At 61.6% G+C, this 22763-nt stretch carries 22 protein-coding genes and 2 riboswitches; of the genes, 8 read left to right on the plus strand and 14 right to left on the minus strand.

The window, feature by feature from the left end; all coding sequences use genetic code 11:
• Window positions 1-51: 51 nt before the first annotated feature.
• From NBH21_RS06670 to NBH21_RS06720, 11 genes are all read right to left on the minus strand, one after another.
• Window positions 52-477: an EamA family transporter gene (locus NBH21_RS06670; protein WP_250916234.1), complete on the minus strand. Its 426-nt coding sequence runs from the start codon at window positions 475-477 to the stop codon at window positions 52-54.
• Window positions 477-1109, minus strand: coding sequence for a cob(I)yrinic acid a,c-diamide adenosyltransferase (gene cobO, locus NBH21_RS06675; protein WP_163899325.1), 633 nt, complete (start codon window positions 1107-1109; stop codon window positions 477-479). The genes NBH21_RS06670 and cobO overlap by 1 nt, the downstream gene beginning before the upstream one ends.
• Complete coding sequence (gene cobN, locus NBH21_RS06680; RefSeq protein ID WP_250916233.1) at window positions 1106-5182, minus strand: cobaltochelatase subunit CobN; 4077 nt, start codon at window positions 5180-5182, stop codon at window positions 1106-1108. Before cobN ends, cobO begins: the two co-directional genes overlap by 4 nt.
• A gap of 41 nt (window positions 5183-5223) precedes the next feature.
• The gene (cobW, locus tag NBH21_RS06685) at window positions 5224-6300 is read right to left on the minus strand and encodes a cobalamin biosynthesis protein CobW (RefSeq protein ID WP_250916232.1); all 1077 of its coding nucleotides are present in this window, start codon (window positions 6298-6300) and stop codon (window positions 5224-5226) included.
• A 3-nt stretch (window positions 6301-6303) separates the two neighbouring features.
• Window positions 6304-6825 (minus strand): bifunctional adenosylcobinamide kinase/adenosylcobinamide-phosphate guanylyltransferase, encoded by a 522-nt coding sequence (cobU, locus tag NBH21_RS06690; protein ID WP_250916231.1) that lies wholly within the window; start codon window positions 6823-6825, stop codon window positions 6304-6306.
• A gap of 228 nt (window positions 6826-7053) precedes the next feature.
• Window positions 7054-7424: riboswitch (cobalamin riboswitch) on the minus strand.
• 96 nt (window positions 7425-7520) lie between these two features.
• The gene (locus tag NBH21_RS06695; RefSeq protein ID WP_250916230.1) at window positions 7521-8147 is read right to left on the minus strand and encodes a hypothetical protein; all 627 of its coding nucleotides are present in this window, start codon (window positions 8145-8147) and stop codon (window positions 7521-7523) included.
• A 65-nt stretch (window positions 8148-8212) separates the two neighbouring features.
• Window positions 8213-9004, minus strand: a complete 792-nt coding sequence (locus NBH21_RS06700; RefSeq protein ID WP_250916229.1) for an ATP12 family chaperone protein — start codon at window positions 9002-9004, stop codon at window positions 8213-8215.
• A gap of 6 nt (window positions 9005-9010) precedes the next feature.
• Window positions 9011-9670 carry an HAD-IA family hydrolase gene (locus tag NBH21_RS06705; protein ID WP_250916228.1) on the minus strand — a complete coding sequence of 220 codons (660 nt, stop codon included), beginning with the start codon at window positions 9668-9670 and terminating at the stop codon, window positions 9011-9013.
• A 10-nt stretch (window positions 9671-9680) separates the two neighbouring features.
• Window positions 9681-10676, minus strand: coding sequence for an RluA family pseudouridine synthase (locus NBH21_RS06710; RefSeq protein WP_250916227.1), 996 nt, complete (start codon window positions 10674-10676; stop codon window positions 9681-9683).
• A gap of 109 nt (window positions 10677-10785) precedes the next feature.
• On the minus strand, window positions 10786-11163 hold the full coding sequence (crcB, locus tag NBH21_RS06715) for a fluoride efflux transporter CrcB (protein WP_250916226.1): 378 nt from the start codon (window positions 11161-11163) through the stop codon (window positions 10786-10788).
• A 55-nt stretch (window positions 11164-11218) separates the two neighbouring features.
• Window positions 11219-11755 carry a flavodoxin domain-containing protein gene (locus tag NBH21_RS06720; RefSeq protein ID WP_250916225.1) on the minus strand — a complete coding sequence of 179 codons (537 nt, stop codon included), beginning with the start codon at window positions 11753-11755 and terminating at the stop codon, window positions 11219-11221.
• A 366-nt stretch (window positions 11756-12121) separates the two neighbouring features.
• Between NBH21_RS06720 and NBH21_RS06725 the strand changes: the two genes are divergently transcribed.
• A complete protein-coding gene (locus NBH21_RS06725) occupies window positions 12122-12403 on the plus strand; it encodes a hypothetical protein (RefSeq protein ID WP_342452005.1) in 282 nt (93 codons plus the stop codon).
• 84 nt (window positions 12404-12487) lie between these two features.
• Here NBH21_RS06725 and NBH21_RS06730 read toward each other — a convergent pair whose 3' ends face one another.
• Both NBH21_RS06730 and NBH21_RS06735 read right to left on the minus strand, forming a co-directional pair.
• A complete protein-coding gene (locus NBH21_RS06730; RefSeq protein ID WP_250916224.1) occupies window positions 12488-13501 on the minus strand; it encodes a copper chaperone PCu(A)C domain-containing protein in 1014 nt (337 codons plus the stop codon).
• A gap of 99 nt (window positions 13502-13600) precedes the next feature.
• Window positions 13601-13972, minus strand: coding sequence for a hypothetical protein (locus NBH21_RS06735; RefSeq protein WP_250916223.1), 372 nt, complete (start codon window positions 13970-13972; stop codon window positions 13601-13603).
• Window positions 13973-14140: 168 nt separating this feature from the next.
• Between NBH21_RS06735 and NBH21_RS06740 the strand changes: the two genes are divergently transcribed.
• From NBH21_RS06740 to NBH21_RS06760, 5 genes are all read left to right on the plus strand, one after another.
• Window positions 14141-14323 carry a DUF3008 family protein gene (locus tag NBH21_RS06740; RefSeq protein WP_250916222.1) on the plus strand — a complete coding sequence of 61 codons (183 nt, stop codon included), beginning with the start codon at window positions 14141-14143 and terminating at the stop codon, window positions 14321-14323.
• 105 nt (window positions 14324-14428) lie between these two features.
• Window positions 14429-14517: riboswitch (glycine riboswitch) on the plus strand.
• A 135-nt stretch (window positions 14518-14652) separates the two neighbouring features.
• Window positions 14653-15816 (plus strand): glycine cleavage system aminomethyltransferase GcvT, encoded by a 1164-nt coding sequence (gcvT, locus tag NBH21_RS06745; RefSeq protein ID WP_425340389.1) that lies wholly within the window; start codon window positions 14653-14655, stop codon window positions 15814-15816.
• Between the two features lie 22 nt (window positions 15817-15838).
• Window positions 15839-16201: a glycine cleavage system protein GcvH gene (gene gcvH / locus NBH21_RS06750; protein ID WP_112828230.1), complete on the plus strand. Its 363-nt coding sequence runs from the start codon at window positions 15839-15841 to the stop codon at window positions 16199-16201.
• Window positions 16198-19062, plus strand: a complete 2865-nt coding sequence (gene gcvP, locus NBH21_RS06755; RefSeq protein WP_250916220.1) for an aminomethyl-transferring glycine dehydrogenase — start codon at window positions 16198-16200, stop codon at window positions 19060-19062. Before gcvH ends, gcvP begins: the two co-directional genes overlap by 4 nt.
• Window positions 19063-19340: 278 nt before the next feature.
• Window positions 19341-19667 carry a flagellar basal body protein gene (locus tag NBH21_RS06760; RefSeq protein WP_250916219.1) on the plus strand — a complete coding sequence of 109 codons (327 nt, stop codon included), beginning with the start codon at window positions 19341-19343 and terminating at the stop codon, window positions 19665-19667.
• Window positions 19668-19684: 17 nt separating this feature from the next.
• Here the strand turns inward: NBH21_RS06760 and prmB are convergent, their stop codons facing one another.
• Window positions 19685-20614 (minus strand): 50S ribosomal protein L3 N(5)-glutamine methyltransferase, encoded by a 930-nt coding sequence (gene prmB, locus NBH21_RS06765; protein WP_250916218.1) that lies wholly within the window; start codon window positions 20612-20614, stop codon window positions 19685-19687.
• Between the two features lie 316 nt (window positions 20615-20930).
• On the opposite strand from prmB, the gene NBH21_RS06770 reads away from it, so the two are divergent.
• Together NBH21_RS06770 and NBH21_RS06775 are read left to right on the plus strand one after the other, a co-directional pair.
• On the plus strand, window positions 20931-21722 hold the full coding sequence (locus NBH21_RS06770) for a pseudouridine synthase (RefSeq protein ID WP_425340397.1): 792 nt from the start codon (window positions 20931-20933) through the stop codon (window positions 21720-21722).
• A 142-nt stretch (window positions 21723-21864) separates the two neighbouring features.
• Entirely contained in the window at window positions 21865-22737 is an 873-nt protein-coding gene (locus tag NBH21_RS06775) for a hypothetical protein (RefSeq protein WP_250916216.1), read from the plus strand.
• The last annotated feature ends 26 nt before the right edge of the window (window positions 22738-22763 follow it).

Raw genomic sequence — 22763 nt, forward strand, 5'->3', positions numbered from 1 at the left:
AATGGTTCCCCTTCAAGACATTCTCGGCAAAACGCCGAGAAGGCCGGAAAACTAGAAAACCGCCACCATGACGGCGCCCGCCCCGATCATCGCAACACCGGCCCAGGCGCCAAGGCTCAGTTTTTCGCCGAGGAAGATCGCGGCAAATATCGCCACCATCACGATCGACAACTTGTCGATCGGCGCGACGCGGGCGGCATCACCAATCTTCAGCGCCCGGTAATAGGCAATCCACGAGCCACCGGTCGCAATGCCGGAAAGACCGAGAAACACCCAGGTCTTTGCAGAAATGCTCGATGGCGACTGCCACTGGCCGGTGGCGGTCACGATGCCGATCAGGACGAGAAAGATCACAACCGTGCGGATCAGCGTCGCGAGATCCGAATTGACGCCTGCTACGCCGACCTTGCCGAAGATCGCCGTCAGCGCCGCAAAGACCGCCGACAGAAATGCCCAGAAGGCCCAGCTCTGGCTCATCAGAATTCCACCCCGATCTGCGCCTTGATGCCGGAGCGGAAGGGATGTTTGACCAGTTCCATCTCGGTCACGAGGTCGGCGATCTCGATCAGTTCATCCTTGGCGTTGCGGCCGGTCAGCACGACATGGGTCATCTCCGGCTTCTCGGTCTTCAGGAACTCCACAACCTCGGCGATATCGATGTAGTCGTAGCGGATGGCGATGTTGATCTCGTCCAGCAGCACCATGGAATAGGAGGGATCGCGGATCAGTTCCTTGGCCTTTTCCCAGGCGGCTTGCGCCATGGCGATGTCGCGCGCCTTATCCTGCGTTTCCCAGGTGAAACCCTCGCCCATGGTATGGAATTCGCACAGATCGCTGAAATGCCTGAGGATCAGGTCACGCTCGCCGGTCGACATCGCCCCCTTGATGAACTGCACCACCGCACATTTCTTTCCATGCGCGATATGGCGGAAGATCATGCCGAAGGCGGCCGACGACTTGCCCTTGCCCTTGCCGGTATGGACGATGACGAGGCCCTTCTCGCCCGTCTTGGTGGCCATGATCTTCTCACGCGCCGCCTTCTTCTTCGCCATCTTCTCCGCGTGGCGGGCGAGATCCGCGGGCGACGAACCCTCAACTTCCTCGGTCATGGTTCCTGTACTCCATTCATCGTTTCGGCTCCGCGCTTGGAGAGCCGGGAAAGATCGAACATCGCCGAATTGCTCTTCGGCGTCCACAACCTGCGATCGATCGCCTCGATCAATCGTTCGGCCAGTTCCCTGAGTGCCGGCGCATTCTTCTCGGCCATGAAGTCGCGGACACGTTCATCCAGAACGAAGGCCTGATAGACCGCCTCGAAATGGTGGTCGCGCACGGCACCCGTCGTCGCAGCGAAGGCGAACATGTAATCGACCGTCGCGGTGATCTCGAAGGCACCCTTGTAGCCGTGCCGCATCACGCCCTCGATCCACTTCGGATTGACGACGCGGGCGCGCACCACGCGGGCGATCTCTTCCTCAAGGCTGCGGATCACCGGCTTTTCCGGTCGCGAATGATCGTTGTGATAGACGGTCGGACGATTGCCTGCGACATGCTCGATCGCCGCCGTCATGCCGCCTTCGAACTGGTAATAGTCGTCGCTGTCCAGAAGGTCGTGTTCGCGGTTGTCCTGGTTCTGCACCACCGCCTGCACCCGGCGAAGCCGCTCCTCGAACAGGCCACGCTCCGCCTTGCCCTCGACATCCGCCCCGTAGGCATAGCCGCCCCAGACCAGATAGGCCTCGGCCAGATCGCCCCGCCGTTCCCAGCCCTTCTCGTCGATCAGCGCCTGTAGGCCCGCTCCGTAAGCACCGGGCTTCGAACCGAACACCCGGTAGCCCGCGCGGCGCGCAGCCGCTTTGTAATCCAGTCCTTCGGCAAGGAACTGCGCCATCTCGGCCTTCACTCGCGCCGCAATCGGATTGTCACCCTCATCCTCGTCAAGCGCGGCCACCGCCCGGACAGCCTTGTCGAACAGGGCGATCTGCTCGGGGAAAGCATCGCGGAAGAATCCGGAAATCCGAAGCGTCACGTCGACACGCGGCCGGCCGAGCACCGCCTGCGGGATGATCTCGTAGCCGGTGACGCGCCGCGAGGCCATGTCCCACAGCGGCTTCACGCCGATCAGCGCAAGCGCCTGCGCGATATCGTCTCCGCCGGTGCGCATGTTGGACGTTCCCCAGGCCGTCAGCCCGAAGGAAGTGGGCCATTCGCCATGGTCCTGCACATAACGCGCAATCAGCAGTTCCGCCGACTTCTTGCCAAGCTCATAGGCCGCAGGGGTCGGAACCGCGCGGCTGTCGACTGAATAGAAATTGCGTCCCGTCGGCAGCACATCCGGCCGGCCGCGCGTCGGCGCACCGGACGGGCCGGGCGGCACGAAGCGTCCATCGAGCCCGGTCAACAGTCCCTCGATCTCGGCCCTGCCCGACTTGACCACGGCAGGCTGCAGCCGGTTTTGAATTTCGTCGAGTACCACACGCGTCCGCGACCATTCCGGCGGGCACTCTACCTCGCCCCCTACCAACTTCGCCGCCAGCAGTTCTATGCGCTCGACCGTGTCGCCCCTGGTTCGCCACGGCTGGTCGGTGAGATCCGCCAGAATATCAGGTTTCGACCCCGTCCATGGATCCGACATCACGCAGTCGAGAGGGTCGAATTTATCGACCCGGAAAAGAAACTCCCCCTCTGGCCTGCCGGCCATCTCCCCCACAAGGGGGGAGAATATCCGCGGCTGCCCTTGGGCGTGCACGGGGTCCTCGAACGCAAGAGGAAGTCCCTCCCCCTTGTGGGGAGGGGTTGGGGAGGGGTTTTGTCTTTCAAACGCATCCCTCGCAATCGCCCGCTGCAAACTCTGGTCACCACCCTCGCCCAGCCCGCGCGGCACCCGCGCCAGCGCCACGGTAAGGTCGGTGAGCAACCGTCCCTCCGGCGCGAGGCCGAAGATGTGCAGCCCGTCGCGGATCTGCATTTCCTTGAGGTCGCAGAGATAGGCGTCGAGCTTTTCGAGCGCGGCCTCCTCGGCCTCGCCCTTCGCAATGCCGGCGTCCTGATCGAGCCCGATATCGGCGACGAGATCGAGGATCTGTTTCTTCAGGAGCTTCAACCGTCGCGGATCGCCGCCCGAGGCCTCGTAATACTCATCGACCAAAGCCTCCAGGTCCTTGAGCGGCCCGTAGCTTTCGGCCCGCGTCAGGGGCGGCGTCAGATGGTCGATGATGACGGCCGAGGTCCGCCGCTTGGCCTGCGTTCCCTCGCCGGGATCGTTGACGATGAACGGATAGAGATGCGGGAGGGGGCCGAAAACCGCCTCGGGATAGCAGTTTTCCGAAAGCGCCAGAGCCTTGCCCGGCAGCCATTCGAGATTGCCGTGCTTGCCCATGTGGACGACGGCATGCGCATCGAACGCTCCGCGCAGATAGGCATAGAAGGCGAGATAGCCGTGCGGCGGCACGAGATCGGGAGAGTGATAGGTTTCCTTCGGATCGATATTATAGCCGCGCGCCGGCTGGATACCGATAAGCACGTTTCCGAAGCGGGACAGCGGCAGCGCGAAACGCCCGTCGAGGAAGAACGGATCGGCCTCCGGCCCACCCCAGCGCGCCGTCACCTCATCCCGAACCTTTACCGGAAGACTTTCGAAGAAACGAATGTAATCATTTACTGATATGGTCTCGCGGATTTCCCGTCCGTCGCTTGCCGCATTGGTCGGCCCCGCCATCAGATGCGCCATCAGCGCATCGCCATCGGTTGGCAGACTGCCCACCTCGTATCCGGCCACATCCATCGCTTTCAGCACTTCCATGGTGCCGGCCGGCGTATCGAGCCCGACGCCATTGCCAAGCCTTCCATCCCGGTTCGGATAGTTCGCCATCACGATCGCCACGCGCCGGTATGCGGCTGCGGTGTTGCGCAACCGCGCCCAGCTGGCGGCAAGCTTCGCGACGAAGGCAGCACGACCGGTATCCGGCTCATGGGTGACGATATTGGTTTCGACGCGGGCATCGAAACGCGCCGCAGCCTTGAACGAGACGGCCCGCGTCATCACCCGGCCGTCGACCTCCGGCAACGCCACGCTCATGGCGAGATCGCGCGCCGAAAGCCCCTGCGAGGATTGCTCCCACGCCTCGCGCGCCGAACTGGAAAACAGCGTCTGCAGAACCACCGCGCCCGTCTCATCCAGCACGGTGGATGCGCGCTCGCTGCCCGGCGCCGAGACTGCAAAGCCCGTGGCATTCAACACGACGGCCGGTGGCGCCTCGGCAAAGATGTGCCGCAGCGTCTCGACCGAAACCGGATCCTTGAGGCTGGACACGAAGACCGGCAGCGCCGCCAATCCTGCGGCCCGCAACGCATCGATCATCGCCTCGACCGGACGCGTTTCTCCGCTCTGGACGAGCGCGCGGTAAATGCAGATGGCGGCGATGGGCTGTTCTCCAGGATGTGAGACCGCATGGGAGATAACAGCGGGAGCCTGCCCCTCATCCGCCCTTCGGGCAACTTCTCCCCGCAAGCGGGGCGAAGGAGGCAGCGACGGCTCCGATTGTCCCTTCTCCCCGTTAAACGGGGAGAAGGTGCCGGCAGACGGATGAGGGACGGCATTCGCAGCCTCGCGCCATTCCTCGACCCCGATCACACCCCTGCGTGGCCACCATATCCCGGCCTTCAGCAAGGGCGCGGCCGGCTGTGGCCTCTCGCCAAAGCCGATGAGAGACATGGCGTAATCGACAAAGGCGGACGCATTCGTAGCCCCGCCCTCAACCAGATAGGACCAGAGCGCATCGAGATCGTCCGCCGCAATGGTCGAGAAGACCGAAAGCCCCGCATCCGGCTTGTCATCGCCCGGGAGAACGGCGATTGCAGCTCTCGACCGACGAGCGCAGGCGTTGAGCGCCTCCAGCGCGTAGTGAAAATAGCTCGCGCCCCCAAGCGCCCGTATGACGATCAGCTTCGCATGCCGCGCGGTACGCTCGACATAGGTATCGACCGACATCGGATGCTTGAGCTGCATCAGGCTGGCCAGCCGCACGCTCGGACCGCCCGTCCGCGCGGCCACGGCGGTCGCGATTGAGGCAAGCTCGGTATCGGCGGCAGAAAGGAAGAGGATATCGCCCGGCGTCTGGCCGAGGTCTATCGCCTCCTCGCCATCGCTGATCGAACCTTTCTGGGCTAGCAGGAGATGCATCGGTATTGTCCTACAAGGGCAGCGTCATCGGCACCGAGGCCTTACGAAGCCGCCTTGTCGACGGCCCCCACTACGGCCGCATAATCCCATTCGTGCAGGCCGATGACCACGAGACGGGTTTCGCGTTTCTCGCCAGCCGCCCAGGGACGGTCGAAATAGGTGTCCACCCGCGAGCCGACGGCCTGAATGACGAGGCGCATCGGCTTGCCGGGTACGTCGATGAAGCCCTTGAGGCGCAACACGTCATGGGTTGCGATCACATCCTTCAGCCGCTCGACGAAACCTGCCGGATCGGCAATCGGCGGAAGCTTCATCACGAAGCTCTCAAATTCGTCGTGGTCGTGATGATGGTCATGGGCCTCGCCACTCGCATGCAGCGCCTCATGTTCCAGTTCGTGATGAGACTTGCGGTTCTCGATGTCGCCTTCGGTGCCTGCGCCGAGACCGAGCAGGACGATAGCCGGCACATCGCCGTTCTTCGCCTCTATCAGGGTCGGCTTGCGCGCGATCCGCTCGGCCACTTCCGCCCTGACACGGGCCACGCCCTCGCCGTCGAGAAGGTCAGTCTTGTTAAGCACGATCAGGTCGGCGCAGGTGAGCTGATCCTCGAACAGTTCCTCGATGGGGCTGTCATGGTCGAGGCTATCATCGGCCTCGCGCATGGCGTCCACGCGGTCGTGATCGTCAGCGAAACGGCCGGCGGCGACCGCCGCGCTGTCGACTACCGTCACCACGCCGTCCACGGTGACCCGCGTGCGGATATCCGGCCAGTTGAAGGCGGCGACCAGCGGCTGCGGCAGGGCAAGGCCAGAGGTTTCGATGACGATGTGGTCGGGCTTAACGTCCCGTTCGAGAAGCTTCTGCATGGTCGGCACGAAGTCGTCGGCGACCGTGCAGCAGATGCAGCCATTGGTCAGCTCGATGATATCGTCCTCGGTGCAGTTTTCCGCACCGCAGCCCTTCAGCACATCGCCATCGACGCCGAGATCTCCGAATTCGTTGATGATCAGCGCGATCTTCTTGCCGCCTGCATTCATCAGCATGTTGCGGATGATGGTGGTCTTGCCGGCGCCAAGAAAGCCGGTGATGACGGTCGCGGGGATCTTTTCCTGCAGCATGGTTCAACCCTTCATTTTCAGCGGCAGTCCGGCCGCGATAAAATAGACTTCGGCCGCATGTTGCGCGACCAGTTGGTGAAGACGGCCGGCATGATCGCGAAATTCGCGCGCCATGCGGTTTTCCGGCACGATGCCGAGACCGACTTCATTGGAAACGAGAATGAGACGCGAAGAGAGGCCGGCAACGGTCTCGACGAGTTCCGCCGAACGCGCGGCCACATCCTCTTCCGCCATCATCAGATTGGTGACCCAGAGCGTCAGGCAGTCGACCAGCACGATGCGATCGGGACCGTCGATCCGGCGCAGCAGGCCGGCGATATCGACGGGTTCTTCATGGGTCTTCCAGCCGTCGCCACGGTCGGCGCGGTGTTTGGCGATCCGCTCGCGCATCTCGTCGTCATAGGCCCGGCCTGTCGCGATATAGTGCCGATCGAGGCCCGAGCCGGTGGCCAGCCCTTCGGCAAAACGGGATTTGCCGGACCGTGCGCCACCAAGCACAAGGATCGAGAAGCCTTCCACAGTCATCGCGTGGGACCGGAGAAAGCGGACGGAAGCATGGCAAACCGGTCAGGCTGCCCTGCATCAATCGTCTTGAGAAATTGCAGCATATCGGCCAAATCCCGAGACGCTGATCCCAGGAGCATGATGCAATGCGCCGATGCGCGGGATCTGGAGACCCCGCTTCTGGATGACGTCGCCACGACAACCTCCGTGCTGGCAACAAGGGGTATCCTCCCCTGTGAAGGTGTGGGCCAATGCCCGGCACGGTTGGCAGGTCTCCTGGCTCGCGGGTCGTGGCGCTCGACGCGCCAGCGGATATTCCTCACCTTCCCGAGGGTCGATGCTGCGCGAAAGGGGGACGATTCGTAGATGATAGAGGCGTCCGCCCTGGCTGATCGCACAGCCCCTCAGTGGCTTTTCCGGCCCCGCCTTTCTTCCGGATCTGTTGCACCATGCAACCGTCATCCATCGAAAAGTGGCACCGGACGGAATACCCTCGCCGCTCTACAGTCGCGGGGTCGGCTGCGATTGACGGTCCCGGTCTGGGTCACCGCTGTCGCATTCCCTTTTGCTTTTCAATCCACCGGCAGGCGGACATGAAAACCATCCGTATTCCATGTGATTAGGCCCGCAACCGGCCAAAGTCAATTACACGCCGGTCACGACAAGACAACGTGACCGGCAGACGAGAACGCGGCGCTGCATAAGGGCCCTGAGGCTCAATTGCCAAGCCTGATCGTCCCGCTGGCACCATCCTCGGGATTGATCCTCGTTGCGGCAGGATTGGGAACGACGACCGGGGCAACGGGCACCTCCGGCACCACGGGCTCCGGCGGATCGCTGACGAACTTGGTCATCATCGTGCGCGGCGGACGCACGACCTTGCGCAGCGACGGATTGACCAGCGAGAAGGCAAAACGGATGCGGGCGGAAATCTCCTCGGCGAGGCTTTCCTCCGCCATGCCGGGTGCATCGGTCGTCCCGCTGACGTTGAACGTGCCCTCAGCCACCGGCTCGCCTGTTTCCAGAGAAACGGCCGTCGTGGTGAAGCGTGCGTTGGGAATACCGCGACGGGCGCCGAAGCCTGTTCCGATCTCCTCGATCCGGATCAGCATCGCCACACGCTGGGCGCCGGCAGGCGGCCTCGTCGAGGCGACGGCCGCGGAAACGCGACGGTCGACCCCTCGGATGACACCGAGCGGCACGCCGGCATCCGCCATCACAGTCACTTCCCGCACGTAATACACAAGCGGTCTTGTGATCGGTCGTCCCTGAAAAATGCTGCAGGATGCCAGCGCCGCCAGAAGCAGCAGCGCAAAGCTGAACCTGAAGATCCGTGCAAGCATGTGAAACGTCCCGGCCGATGATTCCCTGTCATCGTCAGGATTTCACTTTTATGGTTAGCGGTCAGTTAACTTGCCTGCCGGAGAGCGGCAAACAGCGCCGTTGCGGCAACCATTTCCTCAAACCGCTTCTCGCGACGCGCCTGCGCTTCGGCATCAGTGCCCCAATGCTCGTCCGTCCAGTCCTCGTCGAGATGGGCGAGCGACCAGACCTCGTCACGACCGAGCTGTCCATGGGCGAAGGCAAGCGCCAGAAGCGCCGAACCGGTCAACGTGGTGACGACATGCAGGCAGGCGAGATCGATCGGGCTGGCAAAGGGGCGCAATGCCGCCGAATAGGCGGACACGGCCTCTTCCGGCTGTTCCTGATGGATGATGCCTTCGGCAAGAATGAAGCGGGCGCCATGTACCGAAACCGCCCAGTCGATCACCGGATCCCAGCGCTGCGACTGGCGGGCGACGAGTTCCTGCGGTCCATCAGCGCGGTAGCACAGCATGTCGGTGCCGCTGAAGCGGACGATATCGGCAAAGACCTCTTCTTCCTGCCCGGAAATCGCATCGATCGCGGTATTGGCAAGCCGGGTCGCCGGCATCGTCGCCGGATCGATCTCCTGCGCCTGCGCCCGCCACTCGTCCGCCACCAGCTCGGCGGCGGCCTGCGTCGGCAGGCGAAGCACGTTCTTGCCCGGGGTCTTCACCGTGCGGCCATCCAGGCGAACGGCGAAACCGCCCTCCTCCGGCTCCACGGAAACCGCCTCATAGAACCGCCTGGCCAGCGGCCGCTTCATCTGGATCTGGGCCCGGCGCACCGGATCGGCATCGCTGAGTTCGGGTCCGAGGTCGCTCAGAATATCGCGCATGGTCAATTATCCCTGATGGATGTAGCTCAGGATGGTCTCGGGCCGGTCGACCACCGCATCCGCTCCCGCCTTCCACAAATCATCGACAGAGGCATAGCCCCAGGAGACGCCGATGGCGGTAGCGCCTGCGGCCTTCGCCATCTGCATGTCGTAGATGGCGTCGCCGATGACGACCGTATCCGACGGCGCGATCCCCGCCTCGCGGCAACACTCGCTGACCATGGCCGGGTTCGGCTTGGACGGGCAATCGTCCGCCGTGCGGGTGACGAAGAAATGAGGCGTGTAACCATGTGTTTCAAGAACGAGATCGAGACCACGCCGCGATTTACCCGTTACCCCGCCGATCAGAACGTCTTCGCGCGCGACGAGCTTTTCGATGAGTGGCGCGATTCCGTCGAACAAAGGTTCACGAAAATCGAGATCTTTCCTGACGATGGTGAAAAGGCTCCTGTAGTGAGCCGCCATCTGCACCGCCTCGTCGTCGACATGCGGTTTGCCCTGAAGACGCGCAATCGCGATATCGAGCGTCAGGCCGATGATGCTCTTGGTCGCCTCGAACGTCGGAGCGGGATGCGAAAACGCCTCGAATGTACGCCGCATTGTCTCGTAGATCAGGCCTGCGCTGTCCACCAGCGTTCCATCGAAATCGAAAAGTACCAGCTTCATTCCATACCCCTCACGCGTCTTCATCCTTGTCGCCGTCTTCCTGATTGAAGCCGAGCAGGTTCCAGCTCTGCACCATGTGCGGCGACAGGGGTGCGGTCACCTTCAGCCGCCCGCCGGACGGATGCGGAATGTCGATATGGCGGGCATGCAGATGCAGCCGCTTCTGGATACCGCCCGGAAAGTCCCAGTTCGGATCGTCGATGAAATATTTGGGGTCCCCTATGATCGGATGGCCGATATGGAGCGCATGCACGCGCAACTGATGGGTACGGCCGGTATAGGGCTCCATCTCGAGCCATGCGAGATTCTGCGCGGCGGTGTCGATCACACGGTAGTAGGAAACGGCGTGGTCGGCCCCGTCCTCGCCATGCTTGGCGACCCGCATGCGGTCGCCTTCGTCGGTCTGGTCCTTGACCAGCCATGTCGAGATCTTGTCTTCGTGCTTGCGTGGCACGCCCTTGACCAGCGCCCAATAGGTCTTGTGCGTGTCTCGCTCGCGGAATGCCGCCGTAAGCTTCTGGGCGGCGCCGCGGGTGCGTGCAACCACCAGCACGCCAGAGGTATCACGGTCGAGGCGATGCACCAGCCGCGGCTTCTCGCCTTTCTTGTTGGTCCATGCTTCCAGCATCTTGTCGATATGGCGGGTGAGCCCCGAACCGCCTTGCACGGCGAGACCTGCCGGCTTGTTGAGAACGAACACCTTGTCGTCCTCGTGCAGCAGCATGCGCGACAGCAGCGCGCCGTCGTCGGAATGCTTGAGGTCATGCGACCCGATCGGCCCGGCCTTCACCTTGAGGTCGACGTCGAGGGGCGGAATGCGCACCACCTGCCCCGGCTGCACGCGGCTGTCGGTCTTCACGCGACCGCCATCGACCCGGACCTGTCCGGAGCGCAGCAGCTTCTGCAGGGCGCCGAAGCCGAGGCCCGGAAAATGCACCTTGAACCAGCGGTCGATCCGCATGCCCGCCTCATCGGCGTCCACGGTAATGTGTTCGATGCCTGCCATTAAATTGTCTTCCGGTGGTTCTGGCGTCTGATACGCAACTATCGTTCTCGAAAGCGCTTTAGAGCATTTCGATTGAAGATGGAAACAGGAAAACCGGTTGCGGCTCCCCTCAGAGCACCGAGCGCATCAGCAGCATGCCAGCGACCGTCGCGGCAATGGACACGACGATGGAACTGGCGAGGTAGACGACCGAGCTGAAGGCAGCTCCCCGCTCGAAGAGCGACACCGCATCCAGCGCGAAGGCCGAGAACGTCGTGAACCCGCCGAGAAAACCGGTAATCAGCAGCAGCCGGAGGTCCGCCGAGGCTCCGAAACGCGCGACGATCAATTCCGCCAGCACGCCGATACCGAAACAGCCGACGACATTGACCGTCAGTGTCCCCCACGGGAAAGAGGACCCGAGCAGCCGCAAGGCTCCAAGCCCCACGAGATAACGACAAACGGAACCGACGGCCCCACCGGCCGCTACAAGCAGGATTTGCATCATGCCATTGTCCTAGCGCCCGGTCGCGCCTGCGTCCAGTCCCTCGACGGTCGGTCTCTCAGGCTTTGGCAGCCGTCAGAAACTCGCCGGTAAAGTTCTGAAGTGCGGCCCAGTCCGTGAACTCGTGGACCTGCTTCGTATCGGTCGGCGCTCCCTCCCGTTCCGCCAGACGTTTGGCCATCCAGCGCTTGAAGAAATCGTATTCGGTGTAACGCAATGCCCCCGCCGCATGATGCACCATGCCGGGAACCCAACCGGTCTCAGCCATCAGCGCGTCCGGGAAATGCATCGCCTCTTCGCGTTCGTCGGCATATTCGCTGCGAATGAACAGCGAGACCGATACGAAGGCGCTCGGAACACTCTTCAGCCAGTCCCTTTCCCGCTGGACGAAATCGATGAAGGGCACAGGGTATCGCCCCGCATGGATGGGAGCGCAAAGAATGGCGGCCTGCGGGTGATCGACGCCAAATTCGGCACCCGTCACCACATTGAACAGCACGGCCCGATCCCCGCCCTTTTCGATCTGCGCGGCAATGGTTTCGGCAATCTTGCGCGACTGTCCCTCGATGCTGACGTAGCCGACCAGGATAATCATGTTTCAGTCCCTCCCTTTGAAACACACCCGACAATGAGAAATCCGTATAAGGAAATTTCGTCAACCAAAATGATTACACCCAAATCCTGTTTCTGTCGGAAAATGACATATTGCCGCACATTTGCAAGTGCGGACTAAGAAGCGCGGCATCGGGTCGCTGACCGACCGGAACAAGGTCTAAATACCGGAAAACGGGCGATATTTTCCCGTCGCGCCGCATGCCTTGCGATGTACACGATAGATATGGAGCGGATGACAAGGTTTCCGACAGAACACGTACTTAAGCTTTTAATAAAATTGCACCACTCAGATTAAAGATGCGCCCACGAGAACACGATATTATTCGCTAATAGACGTATCTTGGTGATGAGTATGACACAAGTTGTTACGGTTTCGGCGAATACCGCCGCATATGCGATGGAGCCCATCAAGCCGCCGCAAAGGGTTTCGCGCAGCACCTATGTTGAAGAATATGCACGCGACGTGACTGAACGGGCGGAAGACAGCAACGATTTCCGCCTGCGTGCGCTCGCAAACATCGTTCAGCCGCCAGCGCTGTCACTTTTTTTCCTCTCCGCTGGTCAGCGGCGGATCGAACAGGCAACGCTTGAGGAAACCATCGAGGCATATAAAAACTCGACATCCTGAGGGAAAGAACCTGGAACCGGAGTTCCGATATGAAAAGGCCGCGCCGGTTGAGAGCGCGGCCTTTCCTGTTATTGGCGCTAGACCTTACTTACCCTTGGCCGGACCGACCGGCAGCACGATCTCGACCGGGCCTGCCTTCTCGAACGTCAGCTTCACCGGAACGCTGCCACCCTCGACGAAGGGCTGCTTGACCTCGAAGAACATCATGTGCAGACCGCCGGGCTTCAGTTCGACGGTCTGGCCGGCCGGAACCGGAATGCCGTCGTTCAACTGGCGCATCTTCATCACGTCGTTGACCATCGCCATTTCATGCAGTTCCACGCGGCCGGCGGCCGGCGATTCCGCGGAAACCAGCCGGTCATCAGAGGAACCACCGTTCTTGATGGTGACAAAACCGCCGCCAACGGGCTGGCCGGGCAGCATGGCCTTGGTGAAACCCGCCGAAAGCTCGATATCGCCGACTTCTGCGGCTTCCATCGTGCCGGGGTTGGCCCCGGCCATGCCGGAACCGTCCATAGCCCCGTGGCCCTGCATATCGTGGCCCTGCATGCCATGGCCGGCCATGCCGGGCATGGCGTCGTCACCGGCGGCGATCCTGATAACCGGAGCGGGGTTCTTCAAGGAATGCGGATCAACGCCGGGGGCAGCAATTTCGTCCCAGGCAACCTTTCCGTCCGTGCCGCAAAGCTGCACCGTCTTGAAGGCAAGACTTCCGCCGGCCTCGATGCCGCTCACCTTACCGCGGATTGCAAAGGTATCGTAGAACTCGTCCGGCAGGTCGCCGCCCTTCCAGCGGATCTCGACCGGGCCGGAGGTCACCTTCTTGCCGTGGTCGTCATAGGTTTTCTGGTAATCGCCCTTGATGATCTCGAGCTCCCAGCCAGCCTTGGGTTGCGGTTTGGCGAAGACGAAGCCCTCCGGCAGCTTTACCTGCACTTCATTGGTTGCCTTGCCGTCGCAGCCATGCGGGATCTGCAAGACGGCGACGACGTAGGATTCCGGTTTTGCCGGCTCGTTGGCGAAGGTGGCATGTGCGAACGCACCGCCGGCGTTGAGAGAAGCGATGGCGGCGGCGCCGAGCGAAAGAAGTCTTTTCATGTCTGGTCTCCTGACCGGCCACGTCCCCGTTCCTGGCGGACTGCTGCCGGCGATATGCCTGTTTCAGGCGTAGGAATGTCGTTGAAAGCGAACGCGCGATCAGGAAACGATGGGAGGTGCGCGCGAACGCGGCCGCTCGACCGCTTTCTGGACGAGGTGAGCAACGACTGCCTTCTGCCCATTGTAAAGGCTCGGGAAACTGGAAAGCAGCCAGCCATCCGTGTCGGGCTGCGGCAGCAGCGTCGAGCCGGCCAGCATGCAGGCTTCGCAATAAAGCGTCGCCGAAGGATGTTTTATTGCGGAATGGCTGACGCAGATGTCGGCATAGGTGCCGTCAGGCAGAACGAGCGCGGCGGTTCCGATTGCCGCCGCCATCACCTGCGGCGGCTTGTGTGCGAGGCCAAGCGACAGGATCGCGATCGCGCACAGCATGCGCATCAGCAATGTCGCTATCCTTATCCTCTTGTTCATGGCCCCTTCCGCTCCTCGGCGTCCTGATTAACCGGAATCACCAACCAAGGCAAAACCGAAATTCCCGTGCGACAATTGGAACCCGAAACGCTCCGCGGAAGTTTGTCCTGAACCAAACATCTCTGAAAAAGTGACGAGACTTCTCGACGAAATGGAAGGAGAACGGTCATGCCAGCAAAATCCCGGGCCCAGCAGCGCGCCGCAGGCGCAGCTTTGGCCGCAAAGCGCGGCGAAATGCCGAAGGGCAAGCTCAAGGGTGCATCCCGCGAGATGCTGAAATCAATGACGGAGAAGGAACTGGAAGACTTCGCCAGCACCAAACTCAAAGGTCTCCCCGAGCACAAGAACTGACGTTCCTGTGTCGGACACTCCATCAGACGGGTTGCAGCGCGACAAAAATTTGGCTGGGAACGACACTAGCCTCTTGCCAAGCGACCCGTCTCACCGATAATGCGGATCAACCTTGTAGGGAGAAACCGGTTCGATCCGGTGCCGAAGGAGCAACCGCCCCGGAAACTCTCAGGCTAAAGGACCACAAGGTGCCGACTGAACTCTGGAGAGAACCCCTTCGTCAAAGGAAGGGAGCGCCGAAGGGATAACAATCTCAGGCAAAGGGACAGAGGGGGCTCATGAACCGGCACAACCGTGCCACGATCTGAGCCGGCGCGTCAGCGCCCAGAATGGAGGCCTTCTTGGATCCGTCCCAGCCCGACAACGTATCCCTCAAGCGGACACCGCTTTTCGATCTTCATGTAGAGCTTGGTGCCCGCATCGTGCCGTTTGCCGGCTATGAAATGCCGGTGCAATATCCCGCCGGCGTGTTGAAGGAGCACCTCTACACCCGTAGCCACTGCGGACTGTTCGACGTTTCCCACATGGGCCAGGTCCTGGTTCGCGCCAGATCCGGACGTTACGAGGACGCGGCGCTCGCGCTGGAACGCCTGGTTCCCGTCGACATTCTCGGGCTCAAGCCGGGCCGCCAGCGCTATGGCTTCTTCACTGACGAAAACGGCGGCATTCTCGACGACCTGATGATCACCAACCGCGGCGACCACCTGCTGGTCGTCGTCAACGCCGCCTGCAAGGATCAGGACGTGGCCCATATGCGCGCCGGTCTCGCCGACATATGCGACGTCACCCTGCTCGACGACCGGGCGCTGCTTGCGCTCCAGGGACCCAAGGCCGAAAAGGTGATCGCCGAGCTCTGGGCGGGCATCGTCCAGATGAAGTTCATGGATGTGCGCGACCTTTCGCTCCATGACGTCGACTGCATCGTCTCGCGCTCCGGCTATTCCGGCGAGGACGGCTTCGAAATCTCCGTTCCGGCCGACAGGGCCGTGGAGATCGCCAAGGCACTGATCGACCACCCCGAATGCGAACCGATCGGGCTTGGCGCCCGCGATAGCCTCCGGCTGGAAGCCGGTCTTTGTCTCTATGGCAACGACATCGACACCACCACGTCCCCTGTCGAGGCCGGTCTCGAATGGGCAATCCAGAAGGCCCGCCGCAAGGGCGGCGAGCGCGAAGGCGGCTTCCCTGGCGCCTCCCGCATTCTCGCAGAACTCGAAAACGGCACGGCCCGCCGCCGCGTCGGCCTGAAGCCTCAGGGCAAGGCCCCGGTACGGCCGCCTTCGGACCTGTTCTCCGATGCCGAAGGCAGGAACCGCGTCGGACACGTGACCTCCGGCGGCTTCGGCCCGAGTGTCGAAAGCCCTGTTGCCATGGGCTACGTGCCGGCGGAATTCGCCGGACCGGGCACCGAACTCTTCGCCGAGGTGCGCGGCAAGTACCTGCCCGTCACCGTCGCGACGCTTCCCTTCATCACCCCGACCTACAAACGCTGACCCCTCCCTGGAGAGAGAACCAATGCTGAAATTCACCGCAGAACACGAATGGCTGAAGATCGAGGGCGATGTAGCGACGGTGGGCATCACCCGTCATGCCGCCGAACAGCTCGGCGACCTCGTCTTCGTCGAACTCCCGGAAGTCGGCGCGACCTTCGACAAGAACGGCGAAGCCGCCACCGTCGAGAGCGTGAAGGCTGCGTCCGAGGTCTATTGTCCGCTTGACGGCGAAGTGACCGAAATCAACCAGGCGATCGTCGACGACCCGTCGCTCGTCAACTCCGATCCGGAAGGGGCTGCGTGGTTCTTCAAGCTGAAGCTCAAGAACGTCTCGGATGCCGATGCCTTGCTTGATGAAGCCGCCTACAAAGAGCTGATCGCATGACCACGCCCGTCGAATTCCAGTTCACCGACTACCAGCCCTACGACTTCGCCAATCGCCGCCATATCGGCCCCTCGCCGGCCGAAATGACGGATATGCTGAAGCTGATCGGCTACCCCTCGCTCGACGCCATGATCGATGCGACAGTACCCGGCTCGATCCGCCAGAAAGCGCCCCTCGTCTGGGGCGCCGCCATGACGGAACGCGAGGCGCTCGACACGCTGCGTGACATTGCCAACCGCAACAAGGTGCTGACCTCGCTCATCGGTCAGGGCTATTACGGCACGATCACACCGCCGGTCATCCAGCGCAACATCCTGGAGAACCCGGCCTGGTACACAGCCTACACGCCTTACCAGCCCGAGATTTCGCAAGGCCGCCTCGAGGCGCTGCTGAACTTCCAGACGATGATTACGGACCTCACCGGTCTCGACGTCGCCAACGCCTCCCTGCTGGACGAAGCGACCGCCGCCGCCGAGGCCATGGCGCTCTCCGAACGCACAGCCAAGTCGAAGGCCAAGACCTTCTTCGTCGACCGGAACTGCCATCCGCAGACCATCGCCGTCATCGAGACACGCGCAGCCCCCCTCGGCTGGCAGGTCATCGTCGGCGATCCCTTTGCCGATCTCGACCCGACCGAGGTCTTCGGTGCGATCTTCCAGTATCCCGGCACCTATGGGCATGCGCGCGACTTCTCCGGCCTGATCGCCCGCCTGCACCAGACCGGCGCAATCGCAACGCTCGCCGCCGATCCGCTGGCGCTGACCCTTCTGAAATCGCCCGGCGAAATGGGCGCCGATATCGCCATCGGCTCGACGCAGCGCTTTGGCGTACCGGTCGGTTATGGCGGTCCGCATGCCGCCTACATGGCCGTCAAGGATGCGATCAAGCGCTCCATGCCGGGCCGCCTCGTCGGCGTCTCCGTCGATGCCCGCGGCAACCGCGCCTATCGCCTTTCGCTGCAGACCCGCGAACAGCATATCCGCCGCGAGAAGGCGACCTCCAACATCTGCACAGCACAGGTGCTGCTTGCCGTCATGGCCTCCATGTATGCCGTCTTCCACGGACCGGATGGCCTGAAAGCGATCGCCCAGCAGGTCCACCAGAAGGCTGTGCTGATGGCCAAGGGGCTGGAGAAGCTCGGCTACAAGGTGGAACCCGAAACCTTCTTCGACACCATCACTGTCGAAGTCGGCCACATGCAGGGCCTCATCCTGCGCGCGGCCGTCGCGGAAGGCGTCAACCTGCGCAAGGTCGGGAACACGAAGATCGGCATGTCGCTCGACGAACGCACCCGCCCGGCAACGCTCGAAGCCGTCTGGCGGGCCTTTGGCGGCAATTTCGCGGTCGCCGATTTCACCCCGGAATACCGGCTGCCGAAGGATCTGGTGCGCGCCAGCGATTACCTGACCCACCCGATCTTCCACATGAACCGCGCCGAAAGCGAGATGACGCGCTATATCCGCCGTCTCTCCGACCGCGATCTCGCGCTTGACCGGGCAATGATCCCGCTCGGTTCCTGCACGATGAAGCTGAACGCAACGGCGGAAATGCTGCCGATCACCTGGCCGGAATTCTCCGAGATCCATCCCTTCGTCCCCGCCGATCAGGCTGAAGGCTACCGGCAGATGATCGATGACCTGATCGACAAGCTCTGCGCCGTCACCGGCTACGACGCCTTCTCGATGCAGCCGAATTCCGGCGCCCAGGGTGAATATGCGGGCCTCCTCACCATCCGCAACTATCACCTCTCGCGCGGTGACAGCCACCGTACCGTCTGCCTGATACCGACCTCCGCCCACGGCACCAACCCCGCCTCCGCCCATATGGCCGGCATGACGGTCGTGCCCGTCAAGGCGAAGGACAACGGCGACGTCGATCTCGACGATTTCCGCGCCAAGGCCGAGCAGTATGCCGACACGCTGTCCTGCTGCATGATCACCTATCCCTCGACCCATGGCGTGTTCGAGGAAACGGTGCGGGAGATTTGCGAGATCACCCACAGGCACGGCGGTCAGGTCTATCTCGACGGCGCCAACATGAACGCCATGGTCGGCCTTGCCCGTCCCGGCGACATCGGCTCCGACGTCAGCCACCTCAACCTGCACAAGACCTTCTGCATCCCGCATGGCGGCGGCGGTCCGGGCATGGGTCCGATCGGCGTCAAGGCGCATCTGGCCGACTTCCTGCCGGGTCACGTCGAAACCGACGGCCGTCCGGGCGCGGTATCGGCGGCCCCTTACGGCTCGCCCTCGATCCTGCCGATCTCCTGGTCCTACTGCCTGATGATGGGCGGCGAAGGCCTGACGCAGGCGACCAAGGTCGCGATCCTCAACGCCAACTACATCGCCGCACGGCTGAAGGGCGCCTATGAGGTGCTCTACAAGTCCGAGGCCGGCCGCGTGGCGCATGAGTGCATCGTAGACACCCGCCCGCTGGCGGAATCCGCCGGCGTCACCGTCGACGACGTCGCCAAGCGGTTGATCGACTGCGGCTTCCACGCCCCGACCATGAGCTGGCCGGTTGCCGGAACCCTGATGATCGAACCGACGGAAAGCGAGACCAAGGCCGAGATCGACCGCTTCTGCGACGCCATGCTGGCAATCCGCGAGGAGGCCCGCGCCATCGAGGAAGGCCGGATGGACAAGAACGACAACCCGCTGAAGAACGCTCCCCACACGGTGGAAGACCTCGTCGGCGAGTGGAACAGGCCCTATTCCCGCGAACAGGCCTGCTTCCCGCCCGGCGCCTTCCGGGTGGACAAGTACTGGTCACCGGTCAACCGCGTGGACAACGTCTATGGCGACCGCAACCTCGTCTGCACCTGCCCGCCGATGAGCGAATACGCGGAAGCGGCCGAATAAGCGAAAATCGTCCAGGAGGGCGCGGTTCCTGCCGCGCCCTTCGACGTCTCAAAACGTCATTCCTGTGCTCGTCACAGGAATCCAACCAGCCCAAGTCCTTGGGCTGAAGGAACTCGCAAACCACTGGACGCCGGTCGGGTGATGACGGAACAAGACCCGTCCCGTTTCGATACACGCGCCAGCCATTCCGAGCGGATCGCTAACCCTGCCCCTTCAACCTTTGCTAAACCCGCCCCTGTAGAAACGTTCCATCCGAATCTTCGAGGGATGGACGGGCTATGGGCATTTCGGCAGTTCTGAATATCGCAGCCTCAGGCCTGCAGGCCAACACCAGGCGCCTTGCCGCCACTGCCAACAATGTCGCAAATGCCGCGACCCCCAGCTACAATCGTCTCGAAACCAGCCTAACCAGCCAGCCCTATGGCGGCGTATCGGCAAGCGTCTCCCCGTCGAACGGCGCGACCTTCGGCGACATCTCCAATGTCGACCTCGGCTCCGAACTCATCGACATGAAGACCGCCGAAATCGGCTACAAGGCCAACGCCGCCGTCTTCGAAACCGGCGCCGACCTCTGGGATGTGCTGATGAGCATCAAGAAGGATTGAGGTTCGCGTCGTTCGGTTTACACCAGCCCCTCGACGCCCAGCGCTTCCGCCGTGATCCAGAACACCGCATCTTGCGATTCCGCCGTTTCCAGCCATACGAATTCCAGATGCGGGAATTCCTCCTCAAGGATTTCCCGACCCGAGCCGATCTCGCAGATCATCCCGCCGCCGGGATTGAGATAGTCCGCAGCCTCGTTGAGAATTTTCCGGACGAGATCGAGACCGTCCTCGCCGCCGTCATGGGCCATCGCCGGTTCGGCGCGGAACTCCGCCGGATAGCCGTCCATCGCGGCATGATCCACATAGGGCGGATTGGTGATGATAAGGTCGTATCTGCGTCCTGCAAGCGGCTCGAACAGGTCGCCTTCGAACAGGCTTACCTGATCCTCGACCTCATGCTCCCGCAGGTTCAGCTTCGCGACTTCCAGTGCATCGGCCGAAAGATCGACCGCATCGACCGCCGCGTTCGGCAGAAACTTGGCGGCGAGGACAGCAAGGCAACCAGAACCGGTGCAGATGTCGACGGCGCTCTCGACCGCCATCGGATCCGGCAGGAAGGACGAGCCCTGCGGATTGAGATATTCGGCAAACAGGATTTCCCCGATATGCGAGCGCGGCACGATCACCCGTTCGTCCACATGGAAGCGGACGCCCTGGATATAGGACCGGCCGGTGAGATAGGCCGAAGGCTTGCGGGTTCTTACGCGCGCATCGATCCGATCGGCCAGAAGCCTGCGTTCGGAAGGCAGCAACCGCGCATCGAGGAACGGATCGAGCGCATCGATCGGCAGATCGAGTGAATCCAGCAGCAGAAAGGCCGCATCGTCGCTCGCAGTCGTCGTTCCGTGACCGTAGCTGAGATCCGCCGCATTGAAGCGGGAGATCGCATAGCGCCAGTAATCGCGCAGCGTTACGAGTTCACCGGTAATGTCGTCCTGGTTCGCCATTCTCTTCACTCCAAACTTGCGCCGTCTCGCTTGTTGCCGGTTGCTGAACGGCAGGCATGGTTTTATTGCGAACGCTCTACAGCAATTCCAGCAAAAGTGTGAAGCGGTTTTGCGTCCGGAATTCCGTCGAAACAACGAGATAGAGTATTGAAGGCGATTTCTTTTTCGCCGGAAATGCTCCAGCAATTTCGAATATAAGACTGAAGCATGCCGTTGCCGGGTGTGCTCTGGAATGACAAGGGCCGGCGGGTCAACAGATCCAGTCATGGGAATGCATGATGTCAGGGAACGCATGATGCCACGGGAACGAAAAGACATCCGCAAACGGCCGAAACCGGCCCCTGCCCGCAAGCCGGAAGCGTCTCACGGCGGCAAGCGCGCCACCATCGCCCGGGCGCTCTCGAAACTGGGCTATTGCTCCCGCACGCAGGCCGAGGAACTGGTGACCGCAGGGCGCGTGTCGCTGGCCAGACGCATCGTTACCGACCTGCAGACCTGGGTGGATCTTTCCAATGCGGTAATTGCGGTGGATGGCAAACCCGTCATCGCGGAAAAGCGCGTCTACCTGATGCTGAACAAGCCGCGCGGGCTCGTCACCACCCGCCACGACCCCGAGGGCCGCCCGACGGTCTTCGATTGCCTGAAGGACCTCGACCATACCCACCTCTCCCCCGTCGGCCGGCTCGACAAGGCGAGCGAGGGTCTGCTGCTCTTCACCAACGACACGGAATTCGCCCAAAGCCTGCTCGATCCCGAGACGCATGTGCCCAAGACCTACCACGTCCAGATCGACCGCATCGCCACCGACGAGATGCTTCAAGCTTTGACGGCCGGTATCCGTCGCGACGGCGAGTTTCTCCACGCAGAAAGTGTCACGAAACTGCGCGAAGGCGACAGAAATTCATGGCTGGAGATTGTTCTCGACGAAGGCCGCAACCGCCAGATCCGCCGCATGCTGGAAGCGCTCGACATCGCCACGCTCCGCCTCGTGCGCGTCTCGATCGGCAACCTCCCCCTCGGCGACCTCGAAAAAGGCACCGTCCGCCCGCTGACGGACAAGGAGGTCGAGGATTTGAGGAAACTCGTCGCAGCCAAGACGGAGACTTAAGAGCCTCATTCGCTTGTGGTATTCACCTTACCAACCAACACCTGCTGCCGAAAATATCAAATATTTGAATATATATAAGTAGAGACGAGATAATCGATGGATTAATGTAAAATTTCGAATTCCATTTCATTGGAGAATGGCAATGCTGGCACCATTACCGTTTGGCGTACTTAATAGATTCATCGACAACGATTGCAAAATTGCCGTTGATTACCTCTATGTCAGTAATATGAGCTTTGATGACCTCACTTTAGCTGAGCCAGAATTGGTAGGCGAGCTCGGAGCGCGGTGGTTCTTTCGCCCTGTTCAGCAGGAAACTGAAGGAAAGCAAAAAGTGGGCTGGATTACTAGGTTTTTCGGGCCGGATCTGGTTTTCCGTCGTGACGAGATGGAACGAACCACAAAGGGCTCGTACCTTCAACTATGTTTCGCGATCTCTGATGAATCTCAAAAACTCGAGGCAGAGGATCGCATTGTAGCCGCCGCAAATTTGCTACGCCTGCGTTTCGGCCCAGGAGCAGCCTTGGAATTAGTACGCTCATATCATTGGGACCTTCTGAATAACGCGGCCAGCATGGCGACGCTGGGTCAACTCGTGACGTTCAGTGGAACCGGCAAGGAGGGGTATCATTTTTTCGACGAAGGAGTATCTAGCGGACTGCACGCAGAGGGCGGGATAAATCTTAAGCCAGAAGCTTCCATGCTAATAGATGAAGCCTTTCAGGCGTCCAATTATAGCCATCAGTTTCTTTTCCTTTGGATGGCGTTGGAAGCTCAAGTCGGCGATGGACAAGCCAGAAGTCGATTCTGCAAGAACGAGCTTAAATCAACGGTAATTTCAGAGGAAATGAAACGACTTCATAGCATCCGGTCGGCGTACGCACATGGTACTCACACAACAATCGACCCGCAAGATTTGATGCGTCTGCTAGACATAGTCCGCCTCAGTGCAATCCGTCCAAGTGAGCCCCGGGCGAAATTAGCGAAGTTGATAGAGGCTAGGCTCCAGAACTAAAATAGACTTTCCGGCAATATTTCCAC

This window comes from Ciceribacter sichuanensis (assembly GCF_024055605.1).
Classification (GTDB): domain Bacteria; phylum Pseudomonadota; class Alphaproteobacteria; order Rhizobiales; family Rhizobiaceae; genus Allorhizobium; species Allorhizobium sichuanense.

Bases quoted from the DNA above. Each gene is read 5' to 3' on its own strand.
- cobW (WP_250916232.1), bottom strand. From the start codon at position 6,300: ATGCTGCAGGAAAAGATCCCCGCGACCGTCATCACCGGCTTTCTTGGC.
- cobU (WP_250916231.1), bottom strand. From the start codon at position 6,825: ATGACTGTGGAAGGCTTCTCGATCCTTGTGCTTGGTGGCGCACGGTCC.
- NBH21_RS06720 (WP_250916225.1), bottom strand. From the start codon at position 11,755: ATGATTATCCTGGTCGGCTACGTCAGCATCGAGGGACAGTCGCGCAAG.
- NBH21_RS06775 (WP_250916216.1), top strand. From the start codon at position 21,865: ATGCTGGCACCATTACCGTTTGGCGTACTTAATAGATTCATCGACAAC.
- NBH21_RS06740 (WP_250916222.1), top strand. From the start codon at position 14,141: ATGCCAGCAAAATCCCGGGCCCAGCAGCGCGCCGCAGGCGCAGCTTTG.
- NBH21_RS06760 (WP_250916219.1), top strand. From the start codon at position 19,341: ATGGGCATTTCGGCAGTTCTGAATATCGCAGCCTCAGGCCTGCAGGCC.
- NBH21_RS06730 (WP_250916224.1), bottom strand. From the start codon at position 13,501: ATGAAAAGACTTCTTTCGCTCGGCGCCGCCGCCATCGCTTCTCTCAAC.
- gcvH (WP_112828230.1), top strand. From the start codon at position 15,839: ATGCTGAAATTCACCGCAGAACACGAATGGCTGAAGATCGAGGGCGAT.
- crcB (WP_250916226.1), bottom strand. From the start codon at position 11,163: ATGATGCAAATCCTGCTTGTAGCGGCCGGTGGGGCCGTCGGTTCCGTT.
- NBH21_RS06705 (WP_250916228.1), bottom strand. From the start codon at position 9,670: ATGAAGCTGGTACTTTTCGATTTCGATGGAACGCTGGTGGACAGCGCA.
- NBH21_RS06735 (WP_250916223.1), bottom strand. From the start codon at position 13,972: ATGAACAAGAGGATAAGGATAGCGACATTGCTGATGCGCATGCTGTGC.
- NBH21_RS06725 (WP_342452005.1), top strand. From the start codon at position 12,122: ATGAGTATGACACAAGTTGTTACGGTTTCGGCGAATACCGCCGCATAT.
- prmB (WP_250916218.1), bottom strand. From the start codon at position 20,614: ATGGCGAACCAGGACGACATTACCGGTGAACTCGTAACGCTGCGCGAT.
- cobN (WP_250916233.1), bottom strand. From the start codon at position 5,182: ATGCATCTCCTGCTAGCCCAGAAAGGTTCGATCAGCGATGGCGAGGAG.
- NBH21_RS06700 (WP_250916229.1), bottom strand. From the start codon at position 9,004: ATGCGCGATATTCTGAGCGACCTCGGACCCGAACTCAGCGATGCCGAT.
- NBH21_RS06695 (WP_250916230.1), bottom strand. From the start codon at position 8,147: ATGCTTGCACGGATCTTCAGGTTCAGCTTTGCGCTGCTGCTTCTGGCG.
- cobO (WP_163899325.1), bottom strand. From the start codon at position 1,109: ATGACCGAGGAAGTTGAGGGTTCGTCGCCCGCGGATCTCGCCCGCCAC.
- gcvT (WP_425340389.1), top strand. From the start codon at position 14,653: ATGGAGGCCTTCTTGGATCCGTCCCAGCCCGACAACGTATCCCTCAAG.
- NBH21_RS06670 (WP_250916234.1), bottom strand. From the start codon at position 477: ATGAGCCAGAGCTGGGCCTTCTGGGCATTTCTGTCGGCGGTCTTTGCG.
- gcvP (WP_250916220.1), top strand. From the start codon at position 16,198: ATGACCACGCCCGTCGAATTCCAGTTCACCGACTACCAGCCCTACGAC.
- NBH21_RS06710 (WP_250916227.1), bottom strand. From the start codon at position 10,676: ATGGCAGGCATCGAACACATTACCGTGGACGCCGATGAGGCGGGCATG.